This is a genomic window from Cellulomonas sp. ICMP 17802, from assembly GCF_041295535.1.
Classification (GTDB): Bacteria; Actinomycetota; Actinomycetes; order Actinomycetales; family Cellulomonadaceae; genus Cellulomonas.
The window spans coordinates 73735-95765 of sequence record NZ_JBGFQZ010000012.1 but is presented as its reverse complement, the minus strand read 5'-3'; the positions used below and the strand labels follow the sequence as shown (position 1 = coordinate 95765).

Sequence of the window (22031 nt, the reverse complement as noted above, 5' to 3'; positions counted from 1 at the left end):
GGCCCTGCACGCCCTCGAGCAGCACGTCGAGGCAGGCCGCACTGGACCACCGCGGCTCCCAGCCCGCGGCGCGCAGGCGGTCGGACGCGACGGTCCACGGGTAGACGACGAACGCCAGCTCCGAGGCGGGCGCGGGCAGCACGCCCACTCGGTGCAGGCGCTCGGCCGTGCCGAACGCGGTCGCGGCGGCCAGCTCGATCCTCCGCATCCCCGCGGCCGCCTCCACCTGCGCGGGCTCCAGCACGTCGTCCCCACCGACCGTCAGGACGCCGGCGAGGCCGTGCTCGACGGCGAACCGTGCCGCGCCCGCCAGGTCGTCGACGTGCACGAACTGCCACTGCCGCGCGGCCCCGCGCACGGTGAGCAGGCGGGGCGCCTCGAAGTGGCGCGTGACGAAGGTGTCGACGCCCGCACCCACCACCGCCGCCGGCCGCAGCACCGTGACCAGGGGGGTCTTGCGCCGCCCGCCGCGAGCCAGCACGGCCTCGGCCGCCAGCAGGTCGCCCACCAGACCGTCGCGGGGAGCCTCGTCGGCGCCGGGCAGCGGGTCGGCGTCGTGCACCACCGGGCGGTCCGGCCACGCGCCGTGGACGACGGCCGAGCTGATGGCGACGACGTGCCGCGCGCCCACCGCCCGCGCCGCGGCCAGCCCGCGCTGCGTGTGCGCGACGATCGCGGCCTCGCGCTCCCGTCGCCCCTTGACCGCGGAGGCCACGAGGTCGCCCGGGTGCGCCACGAGCACGACGACGGTCGCGCCGGCGAGCGCGTCCTGCGGCCGCTCGGCGGGCACCTCGTCGATGCTCCGCACGTTCCCGCCCCAGGTCGCCGCGACCGCCGACGCGATCGGACCGTGCCCCACGACGACGACCTCGTCGGCCCGCGGAGGCTCCGCTCGTCGGGTGCTGCGCCCTGAGCGAATCTGCTCGCCCACCATCCCTCGTTCCTGTGCTGCGCGGTTACCGTGGTTCGCAGCCGGCCCTATCGTCGCAGGAGGTCCCCGTGAGCCCCGACAACTCCGCTGTCCCCGGAGCCGATGGTGGCGTGCCCGCCTGGGAACAGGTGATGCGCGCGATGCTGGGGGACAGCGCCGACGAGGCGATCCGCGAGCTGCAGGAGCGCGGCTTCGACCCCGCCGCCATGGCCGCCGCGTCGGGCCTGCCCGACGACCCGGCGGCGCTGCAGCAGGTGTTCGCGCAGGTCCAGGCGCTGCTCGCGGCCTCGGGCGACGACCCCGTGAACTGGCAGATGGCGCACGACCTCGCCCGCCAGCAGGCCGCCGCCGGCGGCGACCCCTCGCTCACCGTGGCGCAGACCCGCCAGGTGCACGACGCCCTCGGCGTGGCCGAGCTCTGGCTGGACGCTGCGACCGACCTGCCCCCGTCGGCCGGCACCCCGAAGGCCTGGAGCCGCGCGGAGTGGGTCGAGGCGACCCTGCCGACGTGGCGCACCCTGACCGAGCCGGTGGCCTCCTCCCTGTCCGTCGCGCTCGTCGGCGCGCTCGGCGGCGCCCTGCCGGAAGGGTCGGCCGACCTCGGGCTCCCGGGCGGCCTCGAGCCCGGCCAGCTGCTGCGCCAGCTCGGGTCCGCGGTGTTCGGCATGCAGGTCGGGCAGGCGGCGGGCACGCTCGCGCACGAGGTGTTCGGCACCACCGACATCGGCCTCCCCCTGCTCGACCGCCCCGCGCCCGCCCTCGTCGCCGCCAACGTGGACGCCTTCGCCGAGGGCCTCGACGCCCCGGTCGAGGAGGTGCGCCTGTTCCTGGCGCTGCGGGAGGCAGCCGCCACCCGGCTGTTCACGCACGTGCCGTGGCTGCGCGCGCACCTGCTGGCCACCGTCGAGACCTACGCCCGGGGCATCACCATCGACGCCGACCAGCTCGAGGACGCGGTCCGCTCGATCGACATCACCGACACGGCGGCCCTCCAGCAGGCGCTCTCCGGCGGGGTGTTCGCGCCCCACTCCACGCCGGCCCAGGTCGCCGCGCTCGAGCGGCTCGAGACCGCGCTCGCGCTGGTCGAGGGCTGGGTGGACGAGGTCGCGACGACCGCCGCGCTCCCCCACCTCCCGCACACCATGGCGCTGCGCGAGATGATCCGCCGCCGCCGCGCCGCGGGCGGCCCCGCGGAGCAGACGTTCGCCAACCTGGTCGGCCTCGAGCTGCGGCCCCGCCGGCTGCGCGACGCCGCGGCCCTGTGGGCGCAGATCGGCCGCGACAACGGCGCCGCCGCCCGCGACGCGGTGTGGGACCACCCGGACCTGCTGCCCGGCACGGAGGACCTCGACGACCCGTCCGGCTACGCCGCGCGCCGCGCGACCGCCGTCGACGACGCCGCCGAGGTGGACCGCGCCCTCGCGGAGATCCTGGGCGAGGACCCGGACACCGACCCCGACGCCTGACCGGTCGTTTGGTTGCAGCGGGCCCAGGCCCCGGCCGCCGTCGTCCTCGTCCTCGTCCGACCGGCGGGAGCGGTCAGCGGCTCCCGTCCCGCCCGACGTCCCCGAGCTCGAGCTCCAGCTGGCCGATGGCGTCGTCGTCGGACCCGGACGCCACGTCGTCGAGCGGGTCGTCGTCGAGCGCGTCGTCGTCGGACGCGTCGTCGTCCGCGCGCCCAGGCTCCTCGTCGTCGTCGAGCAGGTCGTCCGCGTCCACCTCGTCGATCACGACGTCGTCCGGCTCCTCGAGCCCGCCGTCGTCGACCTCGTCCGCCGGGCCGTCGTCCGCACCACCCTCCGGGGAGTGCGCGCCGCGCTCGGCCGAGTACGCGTAGCCCTCGAGGAACCCCCGCGCGCGCATGGTGCGGGGGTACCCGTCGAGCTCCGCCCAGAAGTCCGGGCCGTGCCCGGCGTGCAGCAGGTGGGCCAGCTCGTGCAGCAGCACGTAGTCGAGCACCCAGCGCGGCATGCCGCGGACCCGGTCGGAGATCCGGATGGTGCCCTCCGAGGGCGTGCAGGAGCCCCACCGACGGCCCTGGTTGCTGGACCAGCGCACGCTCGTGGGCCGCGCCCGCCCGCCGAGGTACCGCGCCGACAGGTCGGCGGCGCGGGACGCCAGCTCGTCGTCGGACGGGCGGCGGCGCCGCTCCTGGGCCGCGAGCCGGGCCATCATGCGCCGGACCCACTCGTTCTCCTGGGCCCGCGTGAACCGCGCCGGGATGGCGACGATGGTCCGGTCGCCCTCGCGCCACGCCGTCACCGTGCGCACGCGCTTGCGCGAGCGGCGGATCTCGACCTGTGACAGGTCCTGCGTGGGCTGCACACCAGGAACGCTAGCGCGCGGGGCCCACGGGGCTCGGTTCACCCGTCCACGCACGGCGCGTCCTGCACGATTCCGCGGGCTGTGGGTGTCTCGACTACTACTGTGGACGTCGCGCGGGCGTTGGTGCACCAGCACGCCCGGCCGCCGGCCGGCGGTTCCCCGGTCCGGTGCCTGACACCGAGGGAGGGCCCATGGCCGAGACGTATGCAGGCGAGTTCTACTGCGTGAAGTGCAAGGAGAAGCGCGAGGCCGAGGGCGACGTCGTCATCTCGGAGTCCGGCCGCAGGATGGCCAAGGCCACCTGTCCGGTGTGCGGCACGAAGCTCAACCGCATCCTCGGCAAGGCCTGAGCTCCCGCACCTTCGTCCGAGGGCATCGTCCGCACGGACGGTGCCCTCCGGCATGTCCGGACCCTGTGGACGAACCCGCGAGGTGAACCCGCCGCGCTGCAAGGGTGACGCCCATGCGACTGCGAGCCGGGCTGCGGGTGCTGCGCCGCACCGCCACCGAGGTGCAGGTGGGCACCGACCCGCGCTGGGCCGTGCGGCTGCCCGACCTCACCCGCGCCGAGGCCGACCTGCTGCTGGCCGTCGACCCGAGGACCGACCTGACGGGCCTCCACGCCGTCGCGGCCGGGTGCGGCCTCGACCCGGGACGCGTGCGGGACATCGTCGCCACCCTCGCGGACGCCGGGCTGACCGAGGACCGTCCGGCCCGGCCGGTGCTCCGGGGGCCGGCCGCGGTCGACGCGGACGTCGGGGACCTGCTGCGTGCGGATGCCTACGGCCCCGGCCTCGTGCGGGAGCGCGCAGAGCGGGTGGTCGGGGTCCTGGGGCTCGGGCCGACCGGGCTCGGGATCGCGGTCGGGCTGGCGGCGGCCGGCGTCGGCACCGTGCTGGTGGACGACGAGCGGCCCGTGCGCACGGTCGACGTCGGGGTGTGCGGCTACCGGTGGTCCGACGTGGGGTCGGCCCGCGAGCACGTCGCCGCCCGGCTCCTGCGCGACGTCGCGCCGCACGTGTCGACCGCGTCGGACCGGGTGCCGGACGTCGTGGTCCTGGTCGAGGACCGGGTGGCCGACCCCGTGCGCGGACCCGTGCTCGTGACGGGCGGGACCGCGCACCTGTCCGTCGTCGTGCGGGAGGCCGACGTGCTGGTGGGGCCGTTGGTGGTGCCGGGCGCCGGCCCCTGCCTGCGGTGCCTCGACCTGCACCGCACCGACGCGGACGCCGCGTGGCCCGCCCTGTGCACCCAGCTCCGGGCCGACCGCTCGGCGGCGCGCGAGCCCGGGGCGGTCGCTGCGGTGAGTGCGGGGCTCGGCGCCGCCGCGGTCCTCGCGCGCCTCGACCGGGTCGGCGGCGCGGCACCGGGCACCTCGTTCGAGGTCACCCTGCCGGACGCGGTCCCCCGCAGACGCGCGTGGGCGGTGCACCCCGAGTGCGGGTGCACCGCCCTCCCGGCGTCGCTGGTGGGCGCGCCGGGACCTGTCACGGCCCGTTGAGCGGCGGCCTCAGGCCGCCGGGACGGCGTTCTTGCGGGGGCGACCACGACCACGCTTGGTCGCGACCACCACACCACCGACGAACACCTCGCCACCCCAGACGCCCCACGGCTCCGCGCGCTCGATGGCGCCGGCCAGGCAGCCCTCGATCAGCGGGCACTCGCGGCACAGGGCCTTGGCCCGCTCGACCTCGGCCGTCCGCTCGGCGAACCACAGCTCGGGGTCGCCCGAGCGGCACGGGATGAAGTCGGCCACGAGCTGATCGAAGGTCTGGCGGTCGTCGGTCGTCGAAGTGCTGCTGGTGAGGGGCCAGGGGCCGGATCCGCCCTGGTTCACCGTGTCGAGCAGCGTCGTGAGCCGCACGATGTCCTCCTGATGTCCTTGCTGGTGAGCGTGTTGCGTCGGTGCGGACCGACTGCCAACCCGTCCACCCGAGATCATCGGGAGAACAGAAAGGCCGCGGGTCCGAGTTCGGACTCCGCGGCCTGATGCCTCTGGCGAGAGGTCAGATCATGGGAGTCCGGGTCGAGTGCTGACGGGGATCGGTCGCCGTGCGACGCTTCGCGATCCCGTCCGTGAGCTCCAGGGCGCCGCCGCCGATAGGCAGAGCGCTCCCCTGGGACCGGAACGTGACGGGTGCGACGAGTCGCGGAAGGAACGCGTAGGCGTTCGGCGTCGCGATCATCGTGATGCTCTCCATCAGTGCACCCACCCCCTCTCCGGCTCGGACCCTCGCTTGATCGGCGCGGTCCCTCAACAAGGACTTCGCCCACCCTAGGACAGGGCCGGAAACGCGGACAACAGAATTACGAAGATTCCTCGAGAAACTTCTGGGGTCGCCCGAACGGCTCAGCGCGCGGGGGCGTGGACGGCCGCGCGGACGGCCGCGAGCACGTCCTCGCCGATGCCCGCGAGCGTGGTGGGCCCGACGCCCCGGACGGCCCCGAGCTCCTCGAGCGTGCTCGGGCAGCGCTCGGCGATCGCGCGGATGGTGGCGCTCGTCAGCACCGACGCGGGCTGGCGGCGCACCTCGGCCGCGTGGGCGTCGCGCCAGGCGGTGAGCTGGTCGACCACGAGCTGCTGGCGGTCGTCCAGCTCGCGGGGGGCGACGGTCGCGCGGCGACGGTCGTCGGGCCAGAGGTCCGTGAGGAAGCGCGACACCCCCCGGGTGGCCCGGGCGCGCGGGTGACGGGCCCGGGAGTAGGAGAGCTGCAGGTGCTCGCGCGCCCGGGTGATGCCGACGTAGAGCAGGCGACGCTCCTCGGCCAGGGCCGCGTCGGTCTGCGCCTGGACCGTGGGCAGCAGCCCGTCGGAGAGCCCGACCAGGAAGACCGCGTCCCACTCGAGACCCTTGGCGGCGTGCAGGGACGCGAGCGTCACCCCGTCCACGGTCGGCGCGTGCTGCGCCGCCGCGCGCTCGTCGAGCTCGGCCACCAGGTCGGCCACCGTGGGCGGGCCGCTGCCCGACGGGGGCGCCGCGGCCAGCGCGTCGGCCAGCGAGACGAGCGCCTGCAGCGCGTCCCAGCGCTCGCGGGCGGCGCCGCGCCCCTCCGGCGGCGAGTCGGTCCAGCCGGCGCTGCGCAGGATGTCCCGCACGGACTCCGGCATCGGCACGTCGGGGTCCGCCGCGCGCGCGCCACCGCGCAGCAGCACCAGCGCCTTGCGCACGTCCGCGCGCGCGAAGAACCGGGCGTTCCCGCGGACCTGGTAGGCGATGCCGCGGTCGGCCAGCGCGGCCTCGAACGCCTCGGACTGCACGTTGGTCCGGAACAGCACCGCGATGTCGGCCGGGGACACGCCGGCGCGCACGAGGTCCGCGATGCCCTGCACCACGCCGGCCGCCTCGGCGTCGTCGTCCGGGTAGGCGACGTACGAGACGTCCGGACCGTCGGGCCGCTGCGCGCGCAGGGCCAGCGGCGGCGGCCCGCCCGCCTTGCGCGCCGCGTTCATCACGTGGTTGGCCAGGCCCACCACCTGCGGGGTGGAGCGGTAGTCCCGCACCAGCTCCACCGTCGTGGCCCGCGGGTAGGTGGTCGTGAACGACGTGAGGTGGTGGGCGGTCGCCCCGGCGAACGAGTAGATGGTCTGGCTCGGGTCGCCGACGACGCACAGCTCCTGCCGGTCGCCCAGCCACTGGTCGAGCAGGTACTGCTGCAGCGGGCTGACGTCCTGGTACTCGTCGACGACGAAGTGCTGGTACTGCTCGCGGACCGAGTCGGCGACGTCCCTGCGCTCGGCGAGCATGGCCGCCAGGAGCAGGAGCACGTCCTCGAAGTCGATGACCCCCTGCTGGTCCTTCGCCGACTCGTACGCGGCCATCAGCCGGGCCACCGACTGGGGATCGGTGCCGCCCGGACCGGGGCGGTCGGTCGCGGCCGCTGCCTTGGCGTAGTCGTCGGCGGTGACCAGCGAGACCTTGGCCCACTCGATCTCGGAGGCGAGGTCGCGCACGCTCTCGCGGTCGGTCTCCAGGCCCACCAGCTGCGCCGCGTGCGCCACCAGCTTGACCTTCTGCTCGAGGATGCGCGGCGGCGGGCCGCCGACGACCTTGGGCCAGAAGAACCCGAGCTGGCGCAGCGCGGCGGCGTGGAACGTCCTGGCCTGCACGCCCGACGCGCCCAACAGGCGCAGGCGGGTGCGCATCTCTCCCGCGGCCCGGGCGGTGAACGTCACGGCCAGCACGTTGGCGGGCCGGTACGCGCCGACCTGGATGCCGTACGCGATGCGGTGCGTGATCGCCCGGGTCTTGCCCGTGCCCGCACCCGCGAGCACGCGCACCGGGCCCCGCAGGGTGGTCGCGACGGCGCGCTGCTCGGGGTCGAGCGCATCGAGGAGGGCTTCGGCGGACATCGGGCACAGTCTCGCAGCACCTGCCGACAGCGCGTCGCGCCCTGTGCGGGTCAGGTACCGTCACCCGTCCGGGCGACGCCGGGAAGAGACCGGACCGCGCGGGTGTTGCTGCCCAGGGCGACCATCTCGCGCCGCCCCGTCCGAGCACTCCGACCGACAGACCCCGACCGACCCTGAGGACCGATGACCACGCAGACGCTGCCCGACGCCGGCACCATCACGATGTACTCCACCACGTGGTGCGGCTACTGCCGCCGGCTCAAGACGCAGCTGGACTCGGCGGGCATCGGCTACACCGAGGTCAACATCGAGGAGCACCCGGACGCCGCGTCGCTGGTCGAGTCGCTCAACGACGGCAACCAGACCGTGCCGACCGTCGTGTTCCCCGACGGGTCCGCCGCCACGAACCCCTCGCTCGCGCAGGTCCGCGACCGCCTCTCCTGATCGTCTGATCAGAGCGGTCCGCCGAACCACTCCTCCACCAGCGCCCGGGCGATCGACGCCCGCCCCGGGGGGATCACCTCGCCCGTCCGCACGGCCGTGGCGAGCTCCTCGCGGGAGAACCAGCGCGCGTCCGTCAGCTCGACGCCGTCCACGGTGACGTCCGTCGACGTCGCCGACGCGCGGAACCCCAGCATGAGCGAGGCCGGGAACGGCCACGGCTGGCTGCCGCGGTAGGCCACGTCGCCGACGACGACGCCCGTCTCCTCCGCCACCTCGCGCCGGACGGCGTGCTCGAGCGACTCGCCCGCCTCGACGAACCCCGCGAGCGTGGACCACCGCCCGGCGGCCCAGTGCGCCGCGTGGCCCAGCAGCAGGCGGTCGTCCGCGTCCACCACGGCCATGATCACGGCGGGGTCGGTGCGCGGGTAGTGCTCCGAGCCGTCGGCGACGCACACCCGCGTCCAGCCCGACTGGCCCACGCGCGCCTCGGCGCCGCACCGCGGGCAGCGCGGGTGGCGGGCGTGCCACGAGTCGAGCGCCACCGCGGTCGTCGCCAGCCCGGCCTCGTCGGCCGAGAGCGCGGCGCCGATGTCGCGCAGCGACACCCACCCGAGCCCCTCGGGCAGGTCCGGCTCGGGGTCGGGCGCCGGTCCGTCCGGCGCCGCGTGGACGAGGACGTCCGACGCCTCGCCCACGCGCGGCGCGGGCCGGCGCTCGGGCACCCGCCGCGCCAGGTAGACCTCGCCCGCGTCGCCGCGGCCGAGCAGCAGCCACTCGCCGGGCTCGGGCAGCAGCCGCGCGACGTCGCTCGGTGCGAGCAGAGCGACGCGCGGCTCCGCGGTCGCCACGACGGACCCGTCGCAGACCAGGAGCACGCGCGTGGCCTCGTCGGCGAGCGCGTCGGGCACGGCGCGGTCGTCGGTGCGCAGCAGCGCGGCCCGGTCGATGCCGGCGCGGGACAGCGGGAGGTCATCCGGAACGATCACGCGGTCACGGTACGCGGCGCGACGGCGACCGGCCCGGCGCGCGGCACGGCACGGGGCCGACCGGCTCTGCACCGGGCCGCCCGGCTCACGGCGCCGGACCGCGCCGCCCCGGACCCGGTGCCGCGCCCGCCGGTTCCCGGCGCGGTGCCGCACCCGCCGGTTCCCGGTGCCGTCCCGCGTCGACCCGGCTCCGGATGCGGCGTCTTCGGACTATTCGGGCGGAGACACGCCGAGCCGCTCGGCCAGGACCGCTCGATCGCCCGCCTATCCTGGGCGCGTGGTTCGATCCCCTCTCGCCCTGGCCGCGCTGGCGACCGTCGCCGTGCCGGGACTCGACGCCTTCGACGTCCGGCGGCCCGCTCACCCCGGGTCCGACTTCGACACGGCCGTCGTCATCGACGCCTTCCGCAACCGCTGGGTCGTCCGCGCGCCGCAGCACGCCGCAGCCGGCGCCGCGCTCGAGGCCGAGGTGGTCCTGCTCGGCGCGCTCGCGGCCGAGGTCGAGCGCGGGAAGCTCCCGTTCGCGGTCCCGGCGCCCGTCGGCTTCGCGCACCTGCCCGAGGGCGGCCGCGCCGCGGTGCACCCCGAGATCCCCGGCACCTCCCTGCGGCTCGAGCACCTCGCCCCCGGCCCCGGCCTCGCCGCCGCGCTCGGCCGGGCCATCGCCGCCGTTCACGAGCTGCCGACCAGCCTGGTCGAGAACGCGGGCCTGCCCGTCTACGACGCCGGCCAGTACCGGCAGCGCCGGCAGTCCGAGGTCGACGAGGCGGCGCGCACCGGCAAGGTCCCACCCGCCCTCCTGCGGCGCTGGGAGGAGCGGCTCGAGGACGTCGCACTCTGGCGCTTCCGGCCCACCGTCGTCCACGGCGACCTCACCAGCGACCGCGTCCTGGTCACCGGGGACGCCGTCTCCGGGGTGCTGCACTGGGGCGACGCCTGCGTCGCGGACCCGGCCGACGACCTCGCGTGGCTGCTCGTCGCCGCGGCACCCGACGTGACCGACTCGATCATGGAGGCGTACCAGCTGCGCCGGACCGAGCTCACCGACCCGCACCTGGCCGACCGCGCCCTCCTGGCCGGCGAGCTCGCGCTCGCCAGGTGGCTCCTCTACGGGGTCCGCAGCCACGACGACGAGATCATCGCCGACGCGGTCGCCATGCTCGAGGACCTCGACGCCCACACCCGGCAGGACACCGAGGCCGAGTCTCTGATGGCCTGACGGACCGCTCAGCAGGCCGCGGGTCCACGACGTCCGTCAGTCGCCGTCGGCGGCCACTGAGTGGCGTGGACGCCTCCGGCCCCTCCTGTCAGTCGCCGTCGAACAGCGTAGGCGCCGCTGAGCGTGGCGTCGTCGCCTTCGTGCCCTCCCACCCCGGCCGGCGGCGCGCGGGCGCGTTGGTCCGGGTTCCGCGCCGGTTGGCCCGCTGCACGACGGCACCCGCACCCTGCGGACCGTCCGCGCGCGTGGCCGCGCTCAGCAGCGCGGTGATCTCCGCCTCGTCCAGCAGCCGCTCCGGGTAGACCGTGACCCCAGCGCCGACGTAGCAGAACGCCGCGCGCACCTGGTCGATCGGCGTGCCCGTCCAGCGCGACCAGGCCAGCCGGTACACCGCCAGCTGGAGCTCGCGGGACGCCCGCGCGGCGTCGTCCTTCGGCGGTGCACCGGTCTTCCAGTCCACGACGACCACGGCGCGCGAGCCCGGGGACGCCGGGTCGGGGAACACCGCGTCGATGCGGGACCGCAGCACGTACCCGTCGACCGAGGTCTCGATGTCGACCTCGACCGCGACGGGCGAGCGGTCCGCCCACTCGGTGGCCAGGAACGCCTGCCGCAGCGCTTGCTCGTCCAGGTCGAGCGCCGCCGAGTCGTCGTCGGCCCCGGGCAGCGCGTCGACGTCGACCAGCGAGGCGCTGCCGAACCAGCCCTCGACCCACGCGTGGAACCGGGTGCCGCGACGGGCCTGCGGCGACGGCTCCGCGGGCACGGGCCGGCGCAGGTGCTGGGCGTACTCGGCCGGATCGCTCTCCAGCCTGACCAGCGCGGATGCGGAGAGGTGGGCGGGCAGCTCGACCTCCCCGGACGGCGTGCGCGCGCGCTCGCGCTCGGCGAGCAGCCGCTCGGCGAGAACCTCCCAGTGGTGCGGCGGCAGCCCGTCGGGCGAGCCGGCCGCGGCCTCTGCGCCCGACTCCCTCGCCTGGCGCGCCATGGCCGCCCGGACCTGCTCGGCGGCCGCCTCGACGAGGGGGCGCCGCGTCGCTCCCCCGTCCTCCCCCGCGGGATCGGCGGCGAACGGGTCGGCGGGCCACGTCGCCGCGAGGGTCAGCGAGGCGCGCGGGTTGGTCCCGTCCTCCGCCGGGGGCGACTCCCAGCCGCCCGGCTCGACCAGTCCGGCCTCGGCCAGCTCGGTGAGGAAGGTCGACACCTTGCGCGCCCGCGTGCCGTCCCCCCACCAGGCAGCCGTGAGCAGCAGGTCGGAGCGCGCCCGCGTGAGAGCGACGTACGCGAGGCGGCGCTCCTCGGCCACCTCGTGGTCGCCGGCATCCAGGACGAACTGCTTGCGGCGCCGCTCCAGGTCCTTGGGGTCCGCGGCCCCCGCGTACTCGAAGGTCGGGAGGTCGTGCCGGTCGCCGCGCAGCGGGTAGGGCAGGGAGCCGAGACCCGTCAGCCACGCCGAGTCCTTGGGGCCCTCCTTGCCCTGCGTCGGGGTCGCGGGCAGGCCGCCGTCGACCAGGCCGGCCACCGCGACCACGTCCCACTCGAGCCCCTTGGCCGCGTGCACGGTGATCAGCTGCACGGCGTCCGGGTCGGGCTCGGAGACCGGCATGTCGAGCCCGTTCTCCCGGCTGTCGGCGGCCTCGAGCCACGCGAGGAAGCCCCCGAGGTTCGGGTGGTCGGCGGACCGCGCGAACTCGACCGCCACGTCGCGGAACGCGTCGAGCTGCGCCCGCGCCCGGCCGGGCGAGGTGCGCGCGCGGGCCGCGACCTCGATGTCGAGCCCCAGCAGGCGCTCCGCCTCGCCGACGAGCTCGGGGACCGACAGGTAGGTGTGGGCCCGCAGGACCCGCAGGGTCGCCGCCAGCTCGGCCAGCCGGGCCCGGCCCACCGCGCTCAGCGTCCGGCCACCGCGGCTGGTCCAGCCGGCCTCGGGCAGCTCCGAGATCGCGTCGAGCGCATCGACGATGCTGCGCTCGTCGACCGCGTCGGCCTCGACCACGACCTCGGCCGGGAGCGCCGCGTCGGCCGAGGCGCCCGGACCCACCGCCGCGCGGCCGCGAGCCCCGCCGCCGTGCCGGGCGGCCAGCTCCCCGGACCACGCCGCGAGGGCGTGGAGGTCGGCGGCACCGAGCCGGGTGCGCGCGCCCGTGAGCAGCCGCATGAGCGCGTCGCCGCGCGACGGGTCGTGCGCGGTCTGCAGCAGGGCGACCAGGTCGACCACCTCGGGCGCCGAGAGCAACCCGCCGAGCCCGACGACCTCGACGGGCAGCCCAGCGTCCCGCAGTGCGCGGCGCAGGGGCTCGAACTGCGACCGCTTGCGGCAGAGCACGGCGGCCGTGACCCGGTCGCGCCCGGGCCCTGCGGGCCGCCACCTCTCGCGGACGAACCGCGCGACGGCCCGTGCCTCGTCCTCGAGCGTCTCGGCGACGTGCGCGTGCACGCGTCCCTCCCCCGCGCCGGGCCGGGCGGCGAGCACCGGCACCGCGACCCGGGTGGCCGACGCGCGCAGCGGCGCCGCGACGTGGTTGGCCGCCGCCAGGATCAGCCGGTCGTTGCGCCACGAGGTCGACAGCAGGTGGACGTCGGCCGGCGCGCGGGTGCCGTCGGGGCGGACCTGCGGGAACGACGTCGGGAAGCCCTCGAGCCCTCCGGCGCTGGCGCCGCGCCAGCCGTAGATCGACTGGTGCGGGTCCCCGACCGCGGTCACGGGGTGCCCGCCGCCGAACAGCGCGCCCAGCAGCGTGAGCTGCGCGTACGACGTGTCCTGGTACTCGTCGAGCAGGACGACCCTGAACCGCTGCCGCTCGCCCGCGCCCACCTCGGGCACGTCGAGCGCGAGCCGCGCGGCGAGGGCCACCTGGTCGCCGAAGTCGATCGCGTCCCCCGCCCGCTTGCGGGTCCGGTACTCCGCCACGAGGTCGAGCACCCGCACCCGCTCCCCCAGCGACCGCAGCAGCCGCTTGACGTCGGCGTAGGGCTCGCGCGGCGGCGTGCCGGCGGGGGTCGCGGCGATCGCCTCGAGGATGCCCTCGATCCCCGCGCGCGCCCCGGCGGGGTCGAGCAGGTGCTCGTCGAGCGCGCCCGACAGGGCGAGCACGGCCTCGATGACCGTCGACGTCGCCGCGTCGGTGTCGAGGTCGTCGCTCCACGCCTCGACCACCTCGGCGGCCAGCTGCCACTGCGCCGCCTCGCCCAGCAGCCGCGCCGACGGGTCGAGGCCCAGCCGCAGCGCGTGGTCGGCCACGAGGGACGCCGCGTAGGAGTTGTACGTCGAGATGGTCGGCCGGGACAGCCCGGCGAGCGCGTCCCCTCGAGCGGGGTCGAGAGAGCCGCCCAGCGCGATCCCTTCCGCGGCGGCCGCGCGGGACAGGGTGCGCAGGCGCTTGCGCACCCGCTCGGCCAGCTCGCCCGCCGCCTTGCGCGTGAAGGTCAGGCCCAGCACCTGGTCGGGCTCGACGATCCCGTTGGCCAGCAGCCAGACGACGCGCGCGGCCATGGTCTCGGTCTTGCCCGACCCGGCGCCGGCGACGACGAGGGACGGGCCCAGGGGCGCCTCGATGACGAGCCGCTGCTCGGTCGTCGGCGGGGGCTGGCCGACGAGCGCGGCGATCTGCGCGGCGGTGAGGTGGATCGTCACGCGACCACCTGTCCGCCCTCGCCGCGCACCGGGCACGACCGCCGGACCGGGCAGCGGTCGCACAGGTCGTTCGCGGTGGCCTGGAACGTGGACGCCGCCATCCGGTCGGCCACCTGGTCGACCATCGCCCGCGCCCAGCTGGGGCCGTCGACCTCGGGGCCGAGGGGCTCCTGCTCGCGCGTCACGGCGGTCGCGCCCGTGCCGAGGTAGACCAGCTGCGCGCCGCCGCTCGTGGCCCCGTCGGGCAGGCCGCCGAACGCGCCGGCGTCGACCGCCAGCTGGTACGCGCCCAGCTGCGGGTTCTCGGCCGACTTGCTCACGCTGGGCGGGCTCGCGCCGGTCTTGAGGTCGACCACGCGCACCACGGGCCCCGCGGGGTCGTCGTGCACGAGCTCGATGCGGTCTGCCGAGCCGCGCAGGGTCGCGCGGTCCGTGTCGACGGAGAACTCCCCCTCGACCAGCAGCGGCTCGCCCGCCGTGCGTAGGTAGACCGCGAGCCGGTGGACCATCGCGTCCGCCTTGCGGCGCGTGGCCAGCGCGGGCCACCCGGTGCCGAGCCCGAGCTCGCCCCAGCGTCGGTCGAGGGCGTCCGCCAGCTCGGCCTCGGTGCCGCGCGGGTGCTCCTGCGCGATCGCGTGCAGCAGCGTGCCCAGGCTCTGCCCGCCGCTGGCCGACGCGGTGCCGCCCGCGGCCTCGAGCGCCCAGCGCAGGGCACACCGCTGGGCGGTCTCCACCTTCGACGGCGACACGGGCACCAGCTCGCCGGGGGCCCAGAGCGGGGCGTCGCTCGACGGCGCGGCGAGCCCGTACCACTGCGCCGGGTCGGCACCGGGCACGCCGGCGGCGGCCAGGCGCGCGAGCGTGGCGGCCGCGACGGGATCGGGCTCGACGCCGTCGACGGCGGCCTGCTCCAGGTGCGCCCGCAGCTGCGCGACGAGCCCGCGCAGGTCGAGCGGCGACGGCACCGACGTGCGGCGCGGGTCGACCTCATCGTCCGCGGGGTCCACGAGCTCGAGGAAGGGCGACGGCTGGTGGTCGGCGTCGTCCACCGCCGTGACCAGCAGCGAGCGGCGGGCCCGCGAGCACGCCACCACGAACGACCGCAGCTCGTCGGCGAGCACGGCCTCCCGCGCGGCGGCCGGGTCGGCGCCGGCCGAGCCCGCGCGCCCGGCGACGACGTCCACCAGCACCTGAGCGCCCAGGAGCGAGTCCCGCAGCCGCAGGTCCGGCCACGTCCCCTCCTGCACGCCGGCCACCACGACGACGTCCCACTCCCGCCCGGCCGCCCCGGCGGGCGTCAGCACCTGGACGGAGGCACGGCGGGCGCGCGCCGCGAGCGAGTCCGAGGGCAGGTCCTGCGCCTGGAGCCAGTCCACGAACGCCGCGGGCGTCGAGCGGGGCATGCGGTCCACGAACGTCTCCGCCGCGCGGAACAGGGCCAGCACCGCGTCCAGGTCCCGGTCCGCCCGCTCCCCGGCCGCGCCGCCCGCGAGCGCCGACCGGCGCCACGGCTCTGCCTGGTCGGCCGCGCTCCACAGAGCCCAGAGCACCGACTGCGCGTCCGCACCCGCGACCGCCGCGGCGCGCCGGCCCTCCGTCAGCACCCGCGCGAGCCGCGCGATCGGGCGAGCGGCGGGCAGCGCCGACCCGTCCGACAAGAGCGCCTCGACCAGCAGGGTGTCGCTGGTGCGCCCGCCACCCTCGGCCAGCTCGTGCGCGCGCAGGGCCCGCCGGACGCGCCGCAGCCCGACGGTGTCCAGGCCCCCGAGCGGCGAGCAGGCCAGGCGGGCCGCCGTGGCCGCGTCCAGCACGACCGCGCCGACGCAGACGCGCATCGCGTCGAGCAGGGGCCGGACCGCCGGCTCCTCGCGCAGCGGGACGTCGCTGCCGAGCACGCTGACGGGGACGGACGCTCCGGCCAGGGCACGCCGCAGCGCCGTGACCTGCGCGCCCGACCGGGCCACGACGGCCATCTCGCCCCACGCGACGCCGTCCTCCACGTGCGCGCTGCGCAGCGCGTGCGCGACGAACGCCGCCTCCTGCGCGGTGCTGGGCAGGATGGCGACGCGCACGTCACCGCCCTGCTCGCGGGCCGCCACCGCGCGCCGGTGCTGCACGGCACCGACGGCGCCGACGCGCTCGGCGATCCGGGCGACGACGGTGCGCAGCGCAGGATCGTGCCGCCAGGCGGTGCGGAGCACGATCGTGCGCGCGCCCAGCTCGCCCGGCCCGGTCCCGTCGACCCCCGCGCGGCCCACCAGCGACGGCGTGGCGCCGCGGAACGTCTGGACCGCCGCGTCGGGGTCCGCCAGCAGGACCACGCGGGCTCCGTCGTCCGCGAGCGCGCGCAGCAGGCGGGCCGTCGCCGACGTGCTCTCCTGGTGGTCGTCGACCACCACCAGCCGCCACCGCGGCCGGACCGCGCCGGGCACCTCGTCCTCCCACGACAGCAGCGCCTGCGCCGCCTCGTCCACCACGACCGCCGGGTCGAGGCGGGCGCCCAGGTCGGGCGTGCCGGAGCGCAGCTGCACCACGTCGAGGTACTCCTCGTACAGCTGGGCCGCGCTGGCCCAGGCCGGCCGGCCGTGCGCCCGCGCGAGCGCGGCGAGGTCGACCGGCGTCAGGCCGCGCTCCGCCGCGCGCATCAGCAGGTCGCGCAGCTCGTCGCGGAACGGGCGCAGCCCCAGCACGTCCGGGCGGACCTCGGGCGGCCACGCGAGCGGCACGCCCTCGCCGGCCGCGTGGCCCGCGAGCAGGTCGCCGATCAGCAGGTCCTGCTCCGCGCCGGACACCAGGGTGGGCGCGGGGTCGCCCAGCACGGACGCCCGCGCGCGCAGGATCGAGAACGCCGCCGCGGCCGCGGTCTGCACGAGCGGCCGGCCCGAGGTGGTGCGCAGGCGCGCCGAGAGCCGGTCCCGCAGGTCCGCTGCGGCACGCCGGCCCGACGCCAGCACGAGCACGTCCTCCGCCGACAGGCCGCCCTCGACCGCGGCGACCACCGTCTCGAGGGCCACGGTGGTCTTGCCGGTGCCGGGAGCCCCGAGGACGAGCAGCGCCGCGTCCGTGGCACCGACGGCGACCGCCTGCTCCGCGTCGAGCTCGACCGGTGCGCCGGGCCCACTGGCCGGGACATCCGCGAACGCCGGGCGCACGAGGCGCAGCGTGCTCGCGGAGGTGGTCACGCAGTCGATCCCATCACGGCCCACCGACACCGGGACGCACGACCCGCGCGCGGCCGCCGGAACGCCCGAAGAGAACAGGCGGGCCCGGTCAGGGGAACGGCCACGCGTTCGGCGTGCACGGCGCCACCCGGTACGACTGCTGCTGCATCACGGGGGCCACCTGGCCTGCGCCGGGGCACCGCTCGTGCGCGTGGCCGAGCAGGTGGCCGACCTCGTGGTTGACCAGGTACTGCCGGTACAGGGCCTTGTCCGGCGCGTACTCGGGGGTGGCCTCGACCCAGCGGCGCAGGTTCAGCGCGGCGTGGCCGGCCCGCCCGCACGACACCTCGCCGTCGGTGCGCAGCGGGGCGCAGAGGTCGTCGACCGTCGAGGGCGAGGCCAGGAGCACGCGGATCTCGGCGTCGCCGTCGGTGCGCGCGAACGACAGCGAGCCGTCCCCGCCCCACCCCCGCGGGTCGTTGAGCGTGGCCATCACGGTCGCGGCGAACGCCACGGGGTCGATGGCCAGCCCGTCCTCGACCTCGACGCGGACGGTGCGCACCGTGCCGGTGCCCGGGCCGGGATCGGTCCCCGCGACCACGGTGAACGTGCCCGCGGCGGACTCCGGCACGTCCGCCGACAGCAGCCCCGCGGCCACGTCCTGCGCGGTCAGCCCGGGGGGCAGCGCGAAGACGGTCGGCGGCGGGTCCGTCGGCAGCATCCCGAGGGGGGCCTCCACGGGACCGGTCAGCCCGGGCGCGCGGCCGTCCGACATCCGGCTCTGCGAACCGTCCCGGTCGAGCAGCTCGGCGGCGGGCGTGGCCTGCACCGCGGGCGACGACGACGACCCGAGAACGCCGTCGACCAGCGCGACCGCCTGCGTCGAGCCGGCCACCCCGCGCGCGGCGGCGGCCCCGAGCGCGAGCCCCACGACGACGGCCGCCAGGGCCGGCAGGAGGGGGCGCCGCGACCGGGTCCGGTGGCGGTGCGGACGACGACGGACGACCGACGGGTGCCCGGGAGCACGCGTCGGTCCCTGTCCCGTCCGGAACCCACCCGGAGCCGTCACCCGGTCATCGTCGCATCCCGGACACATCCCGTCGCTACCATCGCGGGATGACGGACGGCACAGACGACTCGACCCCGAGGGCGCGCAGCCCGCGGATGGCTCGTGACGAGCGCCGCGCCCAGGTCCTGCGGATCGCCCAGGAGCTCTTCTCCTCGGAGGGCTTCCACCACGTCTCGATGGACGACATCGCCGAGCGGGCCGAGGTCAGCAAGCCGGTGCTGTACCGCCACTTCCCCTCCAAGCTGGACCTCTACCTGGCCGTCGTCGACCAGAACGGGGCCGACCTGCTGGTGGCCGTCGACGCGGCCGTGTCCGGGATCGAGCAGGGACCCGTCCGGCGGGGCGACGGACGCGACGTCATCGCCGCGATCGTCAAGGCCTACATCATGTTCGTCGAGGGCGCAGGAGAGTCGTCCGCCCTGCTGTTCGAGTCGGACGTCACGCACGACGCCGACGTGCGGGCCCGCGTCGAGCACGCGTCCTCCGAGGCCGCCCGCCGCATCACGGTGGTCCTCTCGCAGGTCACAGCGCTGTCGCTCGACGACGCGGGCATGCTGGCGGTCGCGCTGATCTCCATGGCGCAGGGCGCCGCGACCCACCGGCTCCGTCAGCCGACCGACGTCGGGCCCGAGCGGACGGTCGAGCTGGTGTCCCAGCTGGCCTGGGGCGGGGTGTCCGCGCTGATCCGGCCCGACTTCGTGTACGAGGACGCCTAGGATCGGACGACGTGCCACGGCCCCCTGGCCGTCGGCCGCCCGAGAACCACAGCGTGGAGTAAGGACGTGAAGGAGATGACGGTGGAGATCACCATCGGCGTGCAGAACCTGCCTCGGGAGATCAACCTGGAGTCCGACCAGACGCCGGACGAGATCGGCGCCGTCGTGGCAGCCGCCCTGAGCGGGCGCCCGGCCCTCGAGCTGGTGGACGTGCGCGGTCGCCGGATCATCGTGCCGACGGCGAGCCTGGGGTACGTCGAGATCGGCTCCGAGTCGAAGGGCCGCGTCGGCTTCGGCAACATCTGACGCCCCCGAGCAGGCCGAGAGCCCCGTGCGGACCGTTCCGCGCGGGGCTCTCGTGCGTCGTCAGGACGTCAGGCGGTCAGTCCGAGCCGGGCCATCCGCCGGGTGTGCTGCGCCGTGAGCTCCCCGAACAGCTTGGTGGGGGCGTTCGGCGGGGCGGCGTCCAGCTGCGCGGACCCGAGCGCGACCAGCCGCACCAGCGCCGGGCGCTGCACGAGCAGGCGCTGCACCACGCCGAGGGCCTCGCCGACGAGACGGCGGCCCCAGAGGGCCAGGCGGGCGGTGAGCACGCCGTCGGCCGACCCCGCGGCGTCCAGCTCGGCGACGGCCAGCTCGGCGTGCGAGGCGTCGTCGAGCACCTCGAGCACGACCGCGCGGGACCCCTCGTCGAGCCCCTCGGCGGCCAGGCGGCAGAAGTCGTCGGCCACGCCGTACCCGACGTAGGCCTTGAGCAGGCGCTCCCACCACGAGCTGGGCTGCGTGCGGGCGTCGAAGTCGTCCAGCACGTCGTGGTACTGGCGCACGGCCGCCACCGGGTCGCCGCCGATCGCGGTGATGCGGGCCAGGACCCGGTCGCGCCGCTCGACGGCGGCCGCCGCGAACCGGCTGAGCTCGAGGCTCTGCTCGATCGTGGGGGCCAGCGTGGAGTCCGCGGCGAGCCGGGCGAACGCGACGTGCTCGAGCTGGGCGACGAGGCCGAGCAGCTCGACCGCGTCCGCGAGCTCCAGGGATCCCGCAGCGGGAATGGCCTCGGCACCGGTGCGGGAGGGCGTCGTCGTCATCCGAGGATCGTAGCCCCGGAGCCCTGTGCGGCACCGCCCGGCGGGGCGGCGACCGGTCCGGCGCAGCCGTCGGATAGACTGAGCAGGTAATTCGGTTGCCCGGTCGTCTCGGTTTTCTTGTCTTCACCGCTTTCTCGACGATCAGACCCATTCTCGCGCAGCCCCGGACCCGTCCGGACGACGCGCGCGAGTCGACTTGCACGATCGGCTGCCGGCCAACCCGCGTGGTGAACTCCGCTGTCGCCCGGGACGCTCCGACACCCGTCGGCCCCGGCAGCGCGCGGCACACCACCCTTCGCAGTGAAGAGTCCTCGTGACCACCACCGACGAGACGCCGGAGCAGGTCTCTGCCCTGGCCGAGCCCATGACCCGACCCCTCAAGAACACCTGGTCCTCCGTGCAGGCGGTGGAGGCCTCGTTCGCGGACTTCGACGTCCGCCCGGAGATCGTCCAGGCGCTGGCCGACGCCGGCATCACCCACCCGTTCCCCATCCAGGCGATGACCCTGCCGGTCGCGCTGTCCGGCCACGACATCATCGGCCAGGCCAAGACCGGCACCGGCAAGACCCTGGGCTTCGGCGTCCCGCTGCTGCACCGCGTGGTCGCCCCCGGCGAGGAGGGCTACGAGCAGCTGCCCTACGCGGGCAAGCCGCAGGCCCTGGTCGTCGTCCCCACCCGCGAGCTCGCCGTCCAGGTGGCCGGCGACCTGGCCACCGCCAGCTCGCGCCGCAAGGTCCGCGTGCTGCAGGTCTACGGCGGGCGCGCGTACGAGCCGCAGATCGCGGCCCTGAACAGCGGCGTCGACGTGGTCGTCGGCACCCCCGGGCGCATGATCGACCTGCTCAAGCAGAAGCACCTGGACCTGTCGCACGTGAAGGCGGTCGTGCTCGACGAGGCCGACGAGATGCTCGACCTGGGCTTCCTGCCCGACGTCGAGACCCTGCTCAGCGCCACCCCGGCCAGCCGCCACACCATGCTCTTCTCGGCGACCATGCCCGGCGCGGTCGTCGCGATGGCCCGCCGCTACATGACGCAGCCGACGCACATCCGCGCGGCCGACCCGGACGACGACGGCCAGACGGTCAAGAACATCAAGCAGGTCGTCTACCGCGCGCACGCGCTCGACAAGGTCGAGATGCTGGCCCGCATCCTGCAGGCCCGCGGCCGCGGACTGACCATCGTCTTCGCGCGCACCAAGCGCACCGCCGCCAAGGTGGCCGACGACCTGGTCGAGCGCGGCTTCGCCGCCGGCGCGCTGCACGGCGACCTGGGCCAGGGCGCCCGCGAGCAGGCGCTGCGCGCGTTCCGCCACGGCAAGGTCGACGTCCTGGTCGCCACCGACGTCGCCGCCCGTGGCATCGACGTCGAGGCCGTCACGCACGTCATCAACTACCAGTGCCCCGAGGACGAGAAGACCTACCTGCACCGCACCGGCCGCACCGGCCGCGCGGGCGCCAAGGGCACCGCGGTCACGTTCGTCGACTGGGACGACATCCCGCGCTGGGGCCTGATCGACAAGGCGCTCGGCCTGGGCATCCCCGAGCCGATCGAGTCGTACTCCAGCTCCGCGCACGTGTACGAGGACCTCGACATCCCCGAGGGCACCAAGGGCCGCCTGCCCAAGTCGCAGCAGACCCGCGAGGGTCTGGGCGCCGAGGTGCTCGAGGACCTGGGCGAGACCGGCAAGCGGGGTGGCGGGCGTCCGGCGACGTCGCACTCCGACGCGATCCGCGGCGGCTCGCGCTCCGGCGACTCGCGCCGCGGCGACTCCCGGTCCGGGTCGGCCCCGCGCGGCGCGGCCTCGGCCCCGCACGGCTCCGGCCCGCAGGCCGAGCGCCCGGCGGATGAGTCCGGCGAGGCCCGCGAGGGCGGCAGCCGCCGTCGTCGCGGCGGTCGCGGCCGCGGGCGCGGCGAGGGCGCAGAGGGCGGCGAGGGCACCTCGCAGGCCCCCGCGGCCGAGCAGGGCACCGACGGCCCGTCGACCGGCGGCACGCGCCGGAGCCGCAGCCGTCGTCGCACGCGCAGCGGCCAGGCGGCCGAGGGCGGCGGCGCCCCGCAGGCGTCGGCCACCGAGGGCTGACAGCAGACGGACGGGACGGGGCGGGCTCAG

17 protein-coding genes and 1 pseudogene are annotated in these 22031 nt (G+C 76.3%); 8 read left to right on the top strand and 10 right to left on the bottom strand.

The features are described from left to right. The coding region (locus tag AB5970_RS11545; RefSeq protein ID WP_370504087.1) for an NAD-dependent epimerase/dehydratase family protein at positions 1-859 on the bottom strand (859 nt) is incomplete at its 3' end. A 140-nt stretch (positions 860-999) separates the two neighbouring features. Here AB5970_RS11545 and AB5970_RS11540 point away from each other — a divergent pair. Next, positions 1000-2397, top strand: coding sequence for a zinc-dependent metalloprotease (locus AB5970_RS11540; RefSeq protein ID WP_370504086.1), 1398 nt, complete (start codon positions 1000-1002; stop codon positions 2395-2397). 268 nt (positions 2398-2665) lie between these two features. Here the strand turns inward: AB5970_RS11540 and AB5970_RS11535 are convergent. Then, positions 2666-3256 (bottom strand): annotated as a pseudogene (locus AB5970_RS11535) (YgjP-like metallopeptidase domain-containing protein); the annotation flags it as partial. 191 nt (positions 3257-3447) lie between these two features. Between AB5970_RS11535 and AB5970_RS11530 the strand changes: the two are divergent. Both AB5970_RS11530 and AB5970_RS11525 read left to right on the top strand, forming a co-directional pair. Beyond that, the gene (locus AB5970_RS11530) at positions 3448-3606 is read left to right on the top strand and encodes a DUF5679 domain-containing protein (RefSeq protein WP_370504085.1); all 159 of its coding nucleotides are present in this window, start codon (positions 3448-3450) and stop codon (positions 3604-3606) included. 113 nt (positions 3607-3719) lie between these two features. Then, a complete protein-coding gene (locus tag AB5970_RS11525) occupies positions 3720-4757 on the top strand; it encodes a thiamine biosynthesis protein ThiF (protein WP_370504084.1) in 1038 nt (345 codons plus the stop codon). A 9-nt stretch (positions 4758-4766) separates the two neighbouring features. On the opposite strand, the gene AB5970_RS11520 is transcribed toward AB5970_RS11525, so the two are convergent. The 3 genes from AB5970_RS11520 to AB5970_RS11510 form a co-directional block, all read right to left on the bottom strand. Continuing rightward, entirely contained in the window at positions 4767-5120 is a 354-nt protein-coding gene (locus AB5970_RS11520) for a WhiB family transcriptional regulator (RefSeq protein WP_370504083.1), read from the bottom strand. 142 nt (positions 5121-5262) lie between these two features. Further along, entirely contained in the window at positions 5263-5457 is a 195-nt protein-coding gene (locus AB5970_RS11515) for a hypothetical protein (RefSeq protein WP_370504082.1), read from the bottom strand. Between the two features lie 149 nt (positions 5458-5606). Continuing rightward, positions 5607-7607, bottom strand: coding sequence for an ATP-dependent helicase (locus AB5970_RS11510; RefSeq protein ID WP_370504081.1), 2001 nt, complete (start codon positions 7605-7607; stop codon positions 5607-5609). A 183-nt stretch (positions 7608-7790) separates the two neighbouring features. On the opposite strand from AB5970_RS11510, the gene AB5970_RS11505 reads away from it, so the two are divergent. Beyond that, the gene (locus AB5970_RS11505) at positions 7791-8051 is read left to right on the top strand and encodes a mycoredoxin (protein ID WP_370504080.1); all 261 of its coding nucleotides are present in this window, start codon (positions 7791-7793) and stop codon (positions 8049-8051) included. Positions 8052-8059: 8 nt separating this feature from the next. Here AB5970_RS11505 and nudC read toward each other — a convergent pair whose 3' ends face one another. Then, positions 8060-9034 (bottom strand): NAD(+) diphosphatase, encoded by a 975-nt coding sequence (gene nudC / locus AB5970_RS11500; protein WP_370504092.1) that lies wholly within the window; start codon positions 9032-9034, stop codon positions 8060-8062. Positions 9035-9314: 280 nt separating this feature from the next. Here nudC and AB5970_RS11495 point away from each other — a divergent pair, with 280 nt between their 5' ends. Further along, complete coding sequence (locus AB5970_RS11495; RefSeq protein ID WP_370504079.1) at positions 9315-10256, top strand: phosphotransferase; 942 nt, start codon at positions 9315-9317, stop codon at positions 10254-10256. 88 nt (positions 10257-10344) lie between these two features. On the opposite strand, the gene AB5970_RS11490 is transcribed toward AB5970_RS11495, so the two are convergent. The 3 genes from AB5970_RS11490 to AB5970_RS11480 form a co-directional block, all read right to left on the bottom strand. Continuing rightward, positions 10345-13890: a UvrD-helicase domain-containing protein gene (locus AB5970_RS11490; RefSeq protein WP_370504078.1), complete on the bottom strand. Its 3546-nt coding sequence runs from the start codon at positions 13888-13890 to the stop codon at positions 10345-10347. Further along, positions 13887-17072 (bottom strand): ATP-dependent helicase, encoded by a 3186-nt coding sequence (locus tag AB5970_RS11485; RefSeq protein WP_370504077.1) that lies wholly within the window; start codon positions 17070-17072, stop codon positions 13887-13889. The genes AB5970_RS11490 and AB5970_RS11485 overlap by 4 nt, the downstream gene beginning before the upstream one ends. 88 nt (positions 17073-17160) lie before the next feature. Continuing rightward, the gene (locus AB5970_RS11480; protein WP_370504076.1) at positions 17161-18120 is read right to left on the bottom strand and encodes a DUF3152 domain-containing protein; all 960 of its coding nucleotides are present in this window, start codon (positions 18118-18120) and stop codon (positions 17161-17163) included. Between the two features lie 47 nt (positions 18121-18167). Between AB5970_RS11480 and AB5970_RS11475 the strand changes: the two genes are divergently transcribed. Together AB5970_RS11475 and AB5970_RS11470 are read left to right on the top strand one after the other, a co-directional pair. Beyond that, positions 18168-18836, top strand: coding sequence for a TetR/AcrR family transcriptional regulator (locus AB5970_RS11475; RefSeq protein ID WP_370504075.1), 669 nt, complete (start codon positions 18168-18170; stop codon positions 18834-18836). Between the two features lie 75 nt (positions 18837-18911). Beyond that, the gene (locus AB5970_RS11470; RefSeq protein WP_370504091.1) at positions 18912-19142 is read left to right on the top strand and encodes a DUF3107 domain-containing protein; all 231 of its coding nucleotides are present in this window, start codon (positions 18912-18914) and stop codon (positions 19140-19142) included. Between the two features lie 68 nt (positions 19143-19210). Here AB5970_RS11470 and AB5970_RS11465 read toward each other — a convergent pair whose 3' ends face one another. Then, positions 19211-19921 (bottom strand): ferritin-like fold-containing protein, encoded by a 711-nt coding sequence (locus tag AB5970_RS11465; protein ID WP_370504074.1) that lies wholly within the window; start codon positions 19919-19921, stop codon positions 19211-19213. Between the two features lie 364 nt (positions 19922-20285). Between AB5970_RS11465 and AB5970_RS11460 the strand changes: the two genes are divergently transcribed. After that, positions 20286-22001, top strand: coding sequence for a DEAD/DEAH box helicase (locus AB5970_RS11460; protein ID WP_370504090.1), 1716 nt, complete (start codon positions 20286-20288; stop codon positions 21999-22001). The last annotated feature ends 30 nt before the right edge of the window (positions 22002-22031 follow it).

Coding starts and splice junctions, on each gene's coding strand:
- AB5970_RS11515 (WP_370504082.1), bottom strand. CDS start 5,457: ATGGAGAGCATCACGATGATCGCGACGCCGAACGCCTACGCGTTCCTT.
- AB5970_RS11460 (WP_370504090.1), top strand. CDS start 20,286: ATGACCCGACCCCTCAAGAACACCTGGTCCTCCGTGCAGGCGGTGGAG.
- AB5970_RS11530 (WP_370504085.1), top strand. CDS start 3,448: ATGGCCGAGACGTATGCAGGCGAGTTCTACTGCGTGAAGTGCAAGGAG.
- AB5970_RS11510 (WP_370504081.1), bottom strand. CDS start 7,607: ATGTCCGCCGAAGCCCTCCTCGATGCGCTCGACCCCGAGCAGCGCGCC.
- AB5970_RS11475 (WP_370504075.1), top strand. CDS start 18,168: ATGACGGACGGCACAGACGACTCGACCCCGAGGGCGCGCAGCCCGCGG.
- AB5970_RS11505 (WP_370504080.1), top strand. CDS start 7,791: ATGACCACGCAGACGCTGCCCGACGCCGGCACCATCACGATGTACTCC.
- AB5970_RS11525 (WP_370504084.1), top strand. CDS start 3,720: ATGCGACTGCGAGCCGGGCTGCGGGTGCTGCGCCGCACCGCCACCGAG.
- AB5970_RS11470 (WP_370504091.1), top strand. CDS start 18,912: ATGACGGTGGAGATCACCATCGGCGTGCAGAACCTGCCTCGGGAGATC.
- AB5970_RS11465 (WP_370504074.1), bottom strand. CDS start 19,921: ATGACGACGACGCCCTCCCGCACCGGTGCCGAGGCCATTCCCGCTGCG.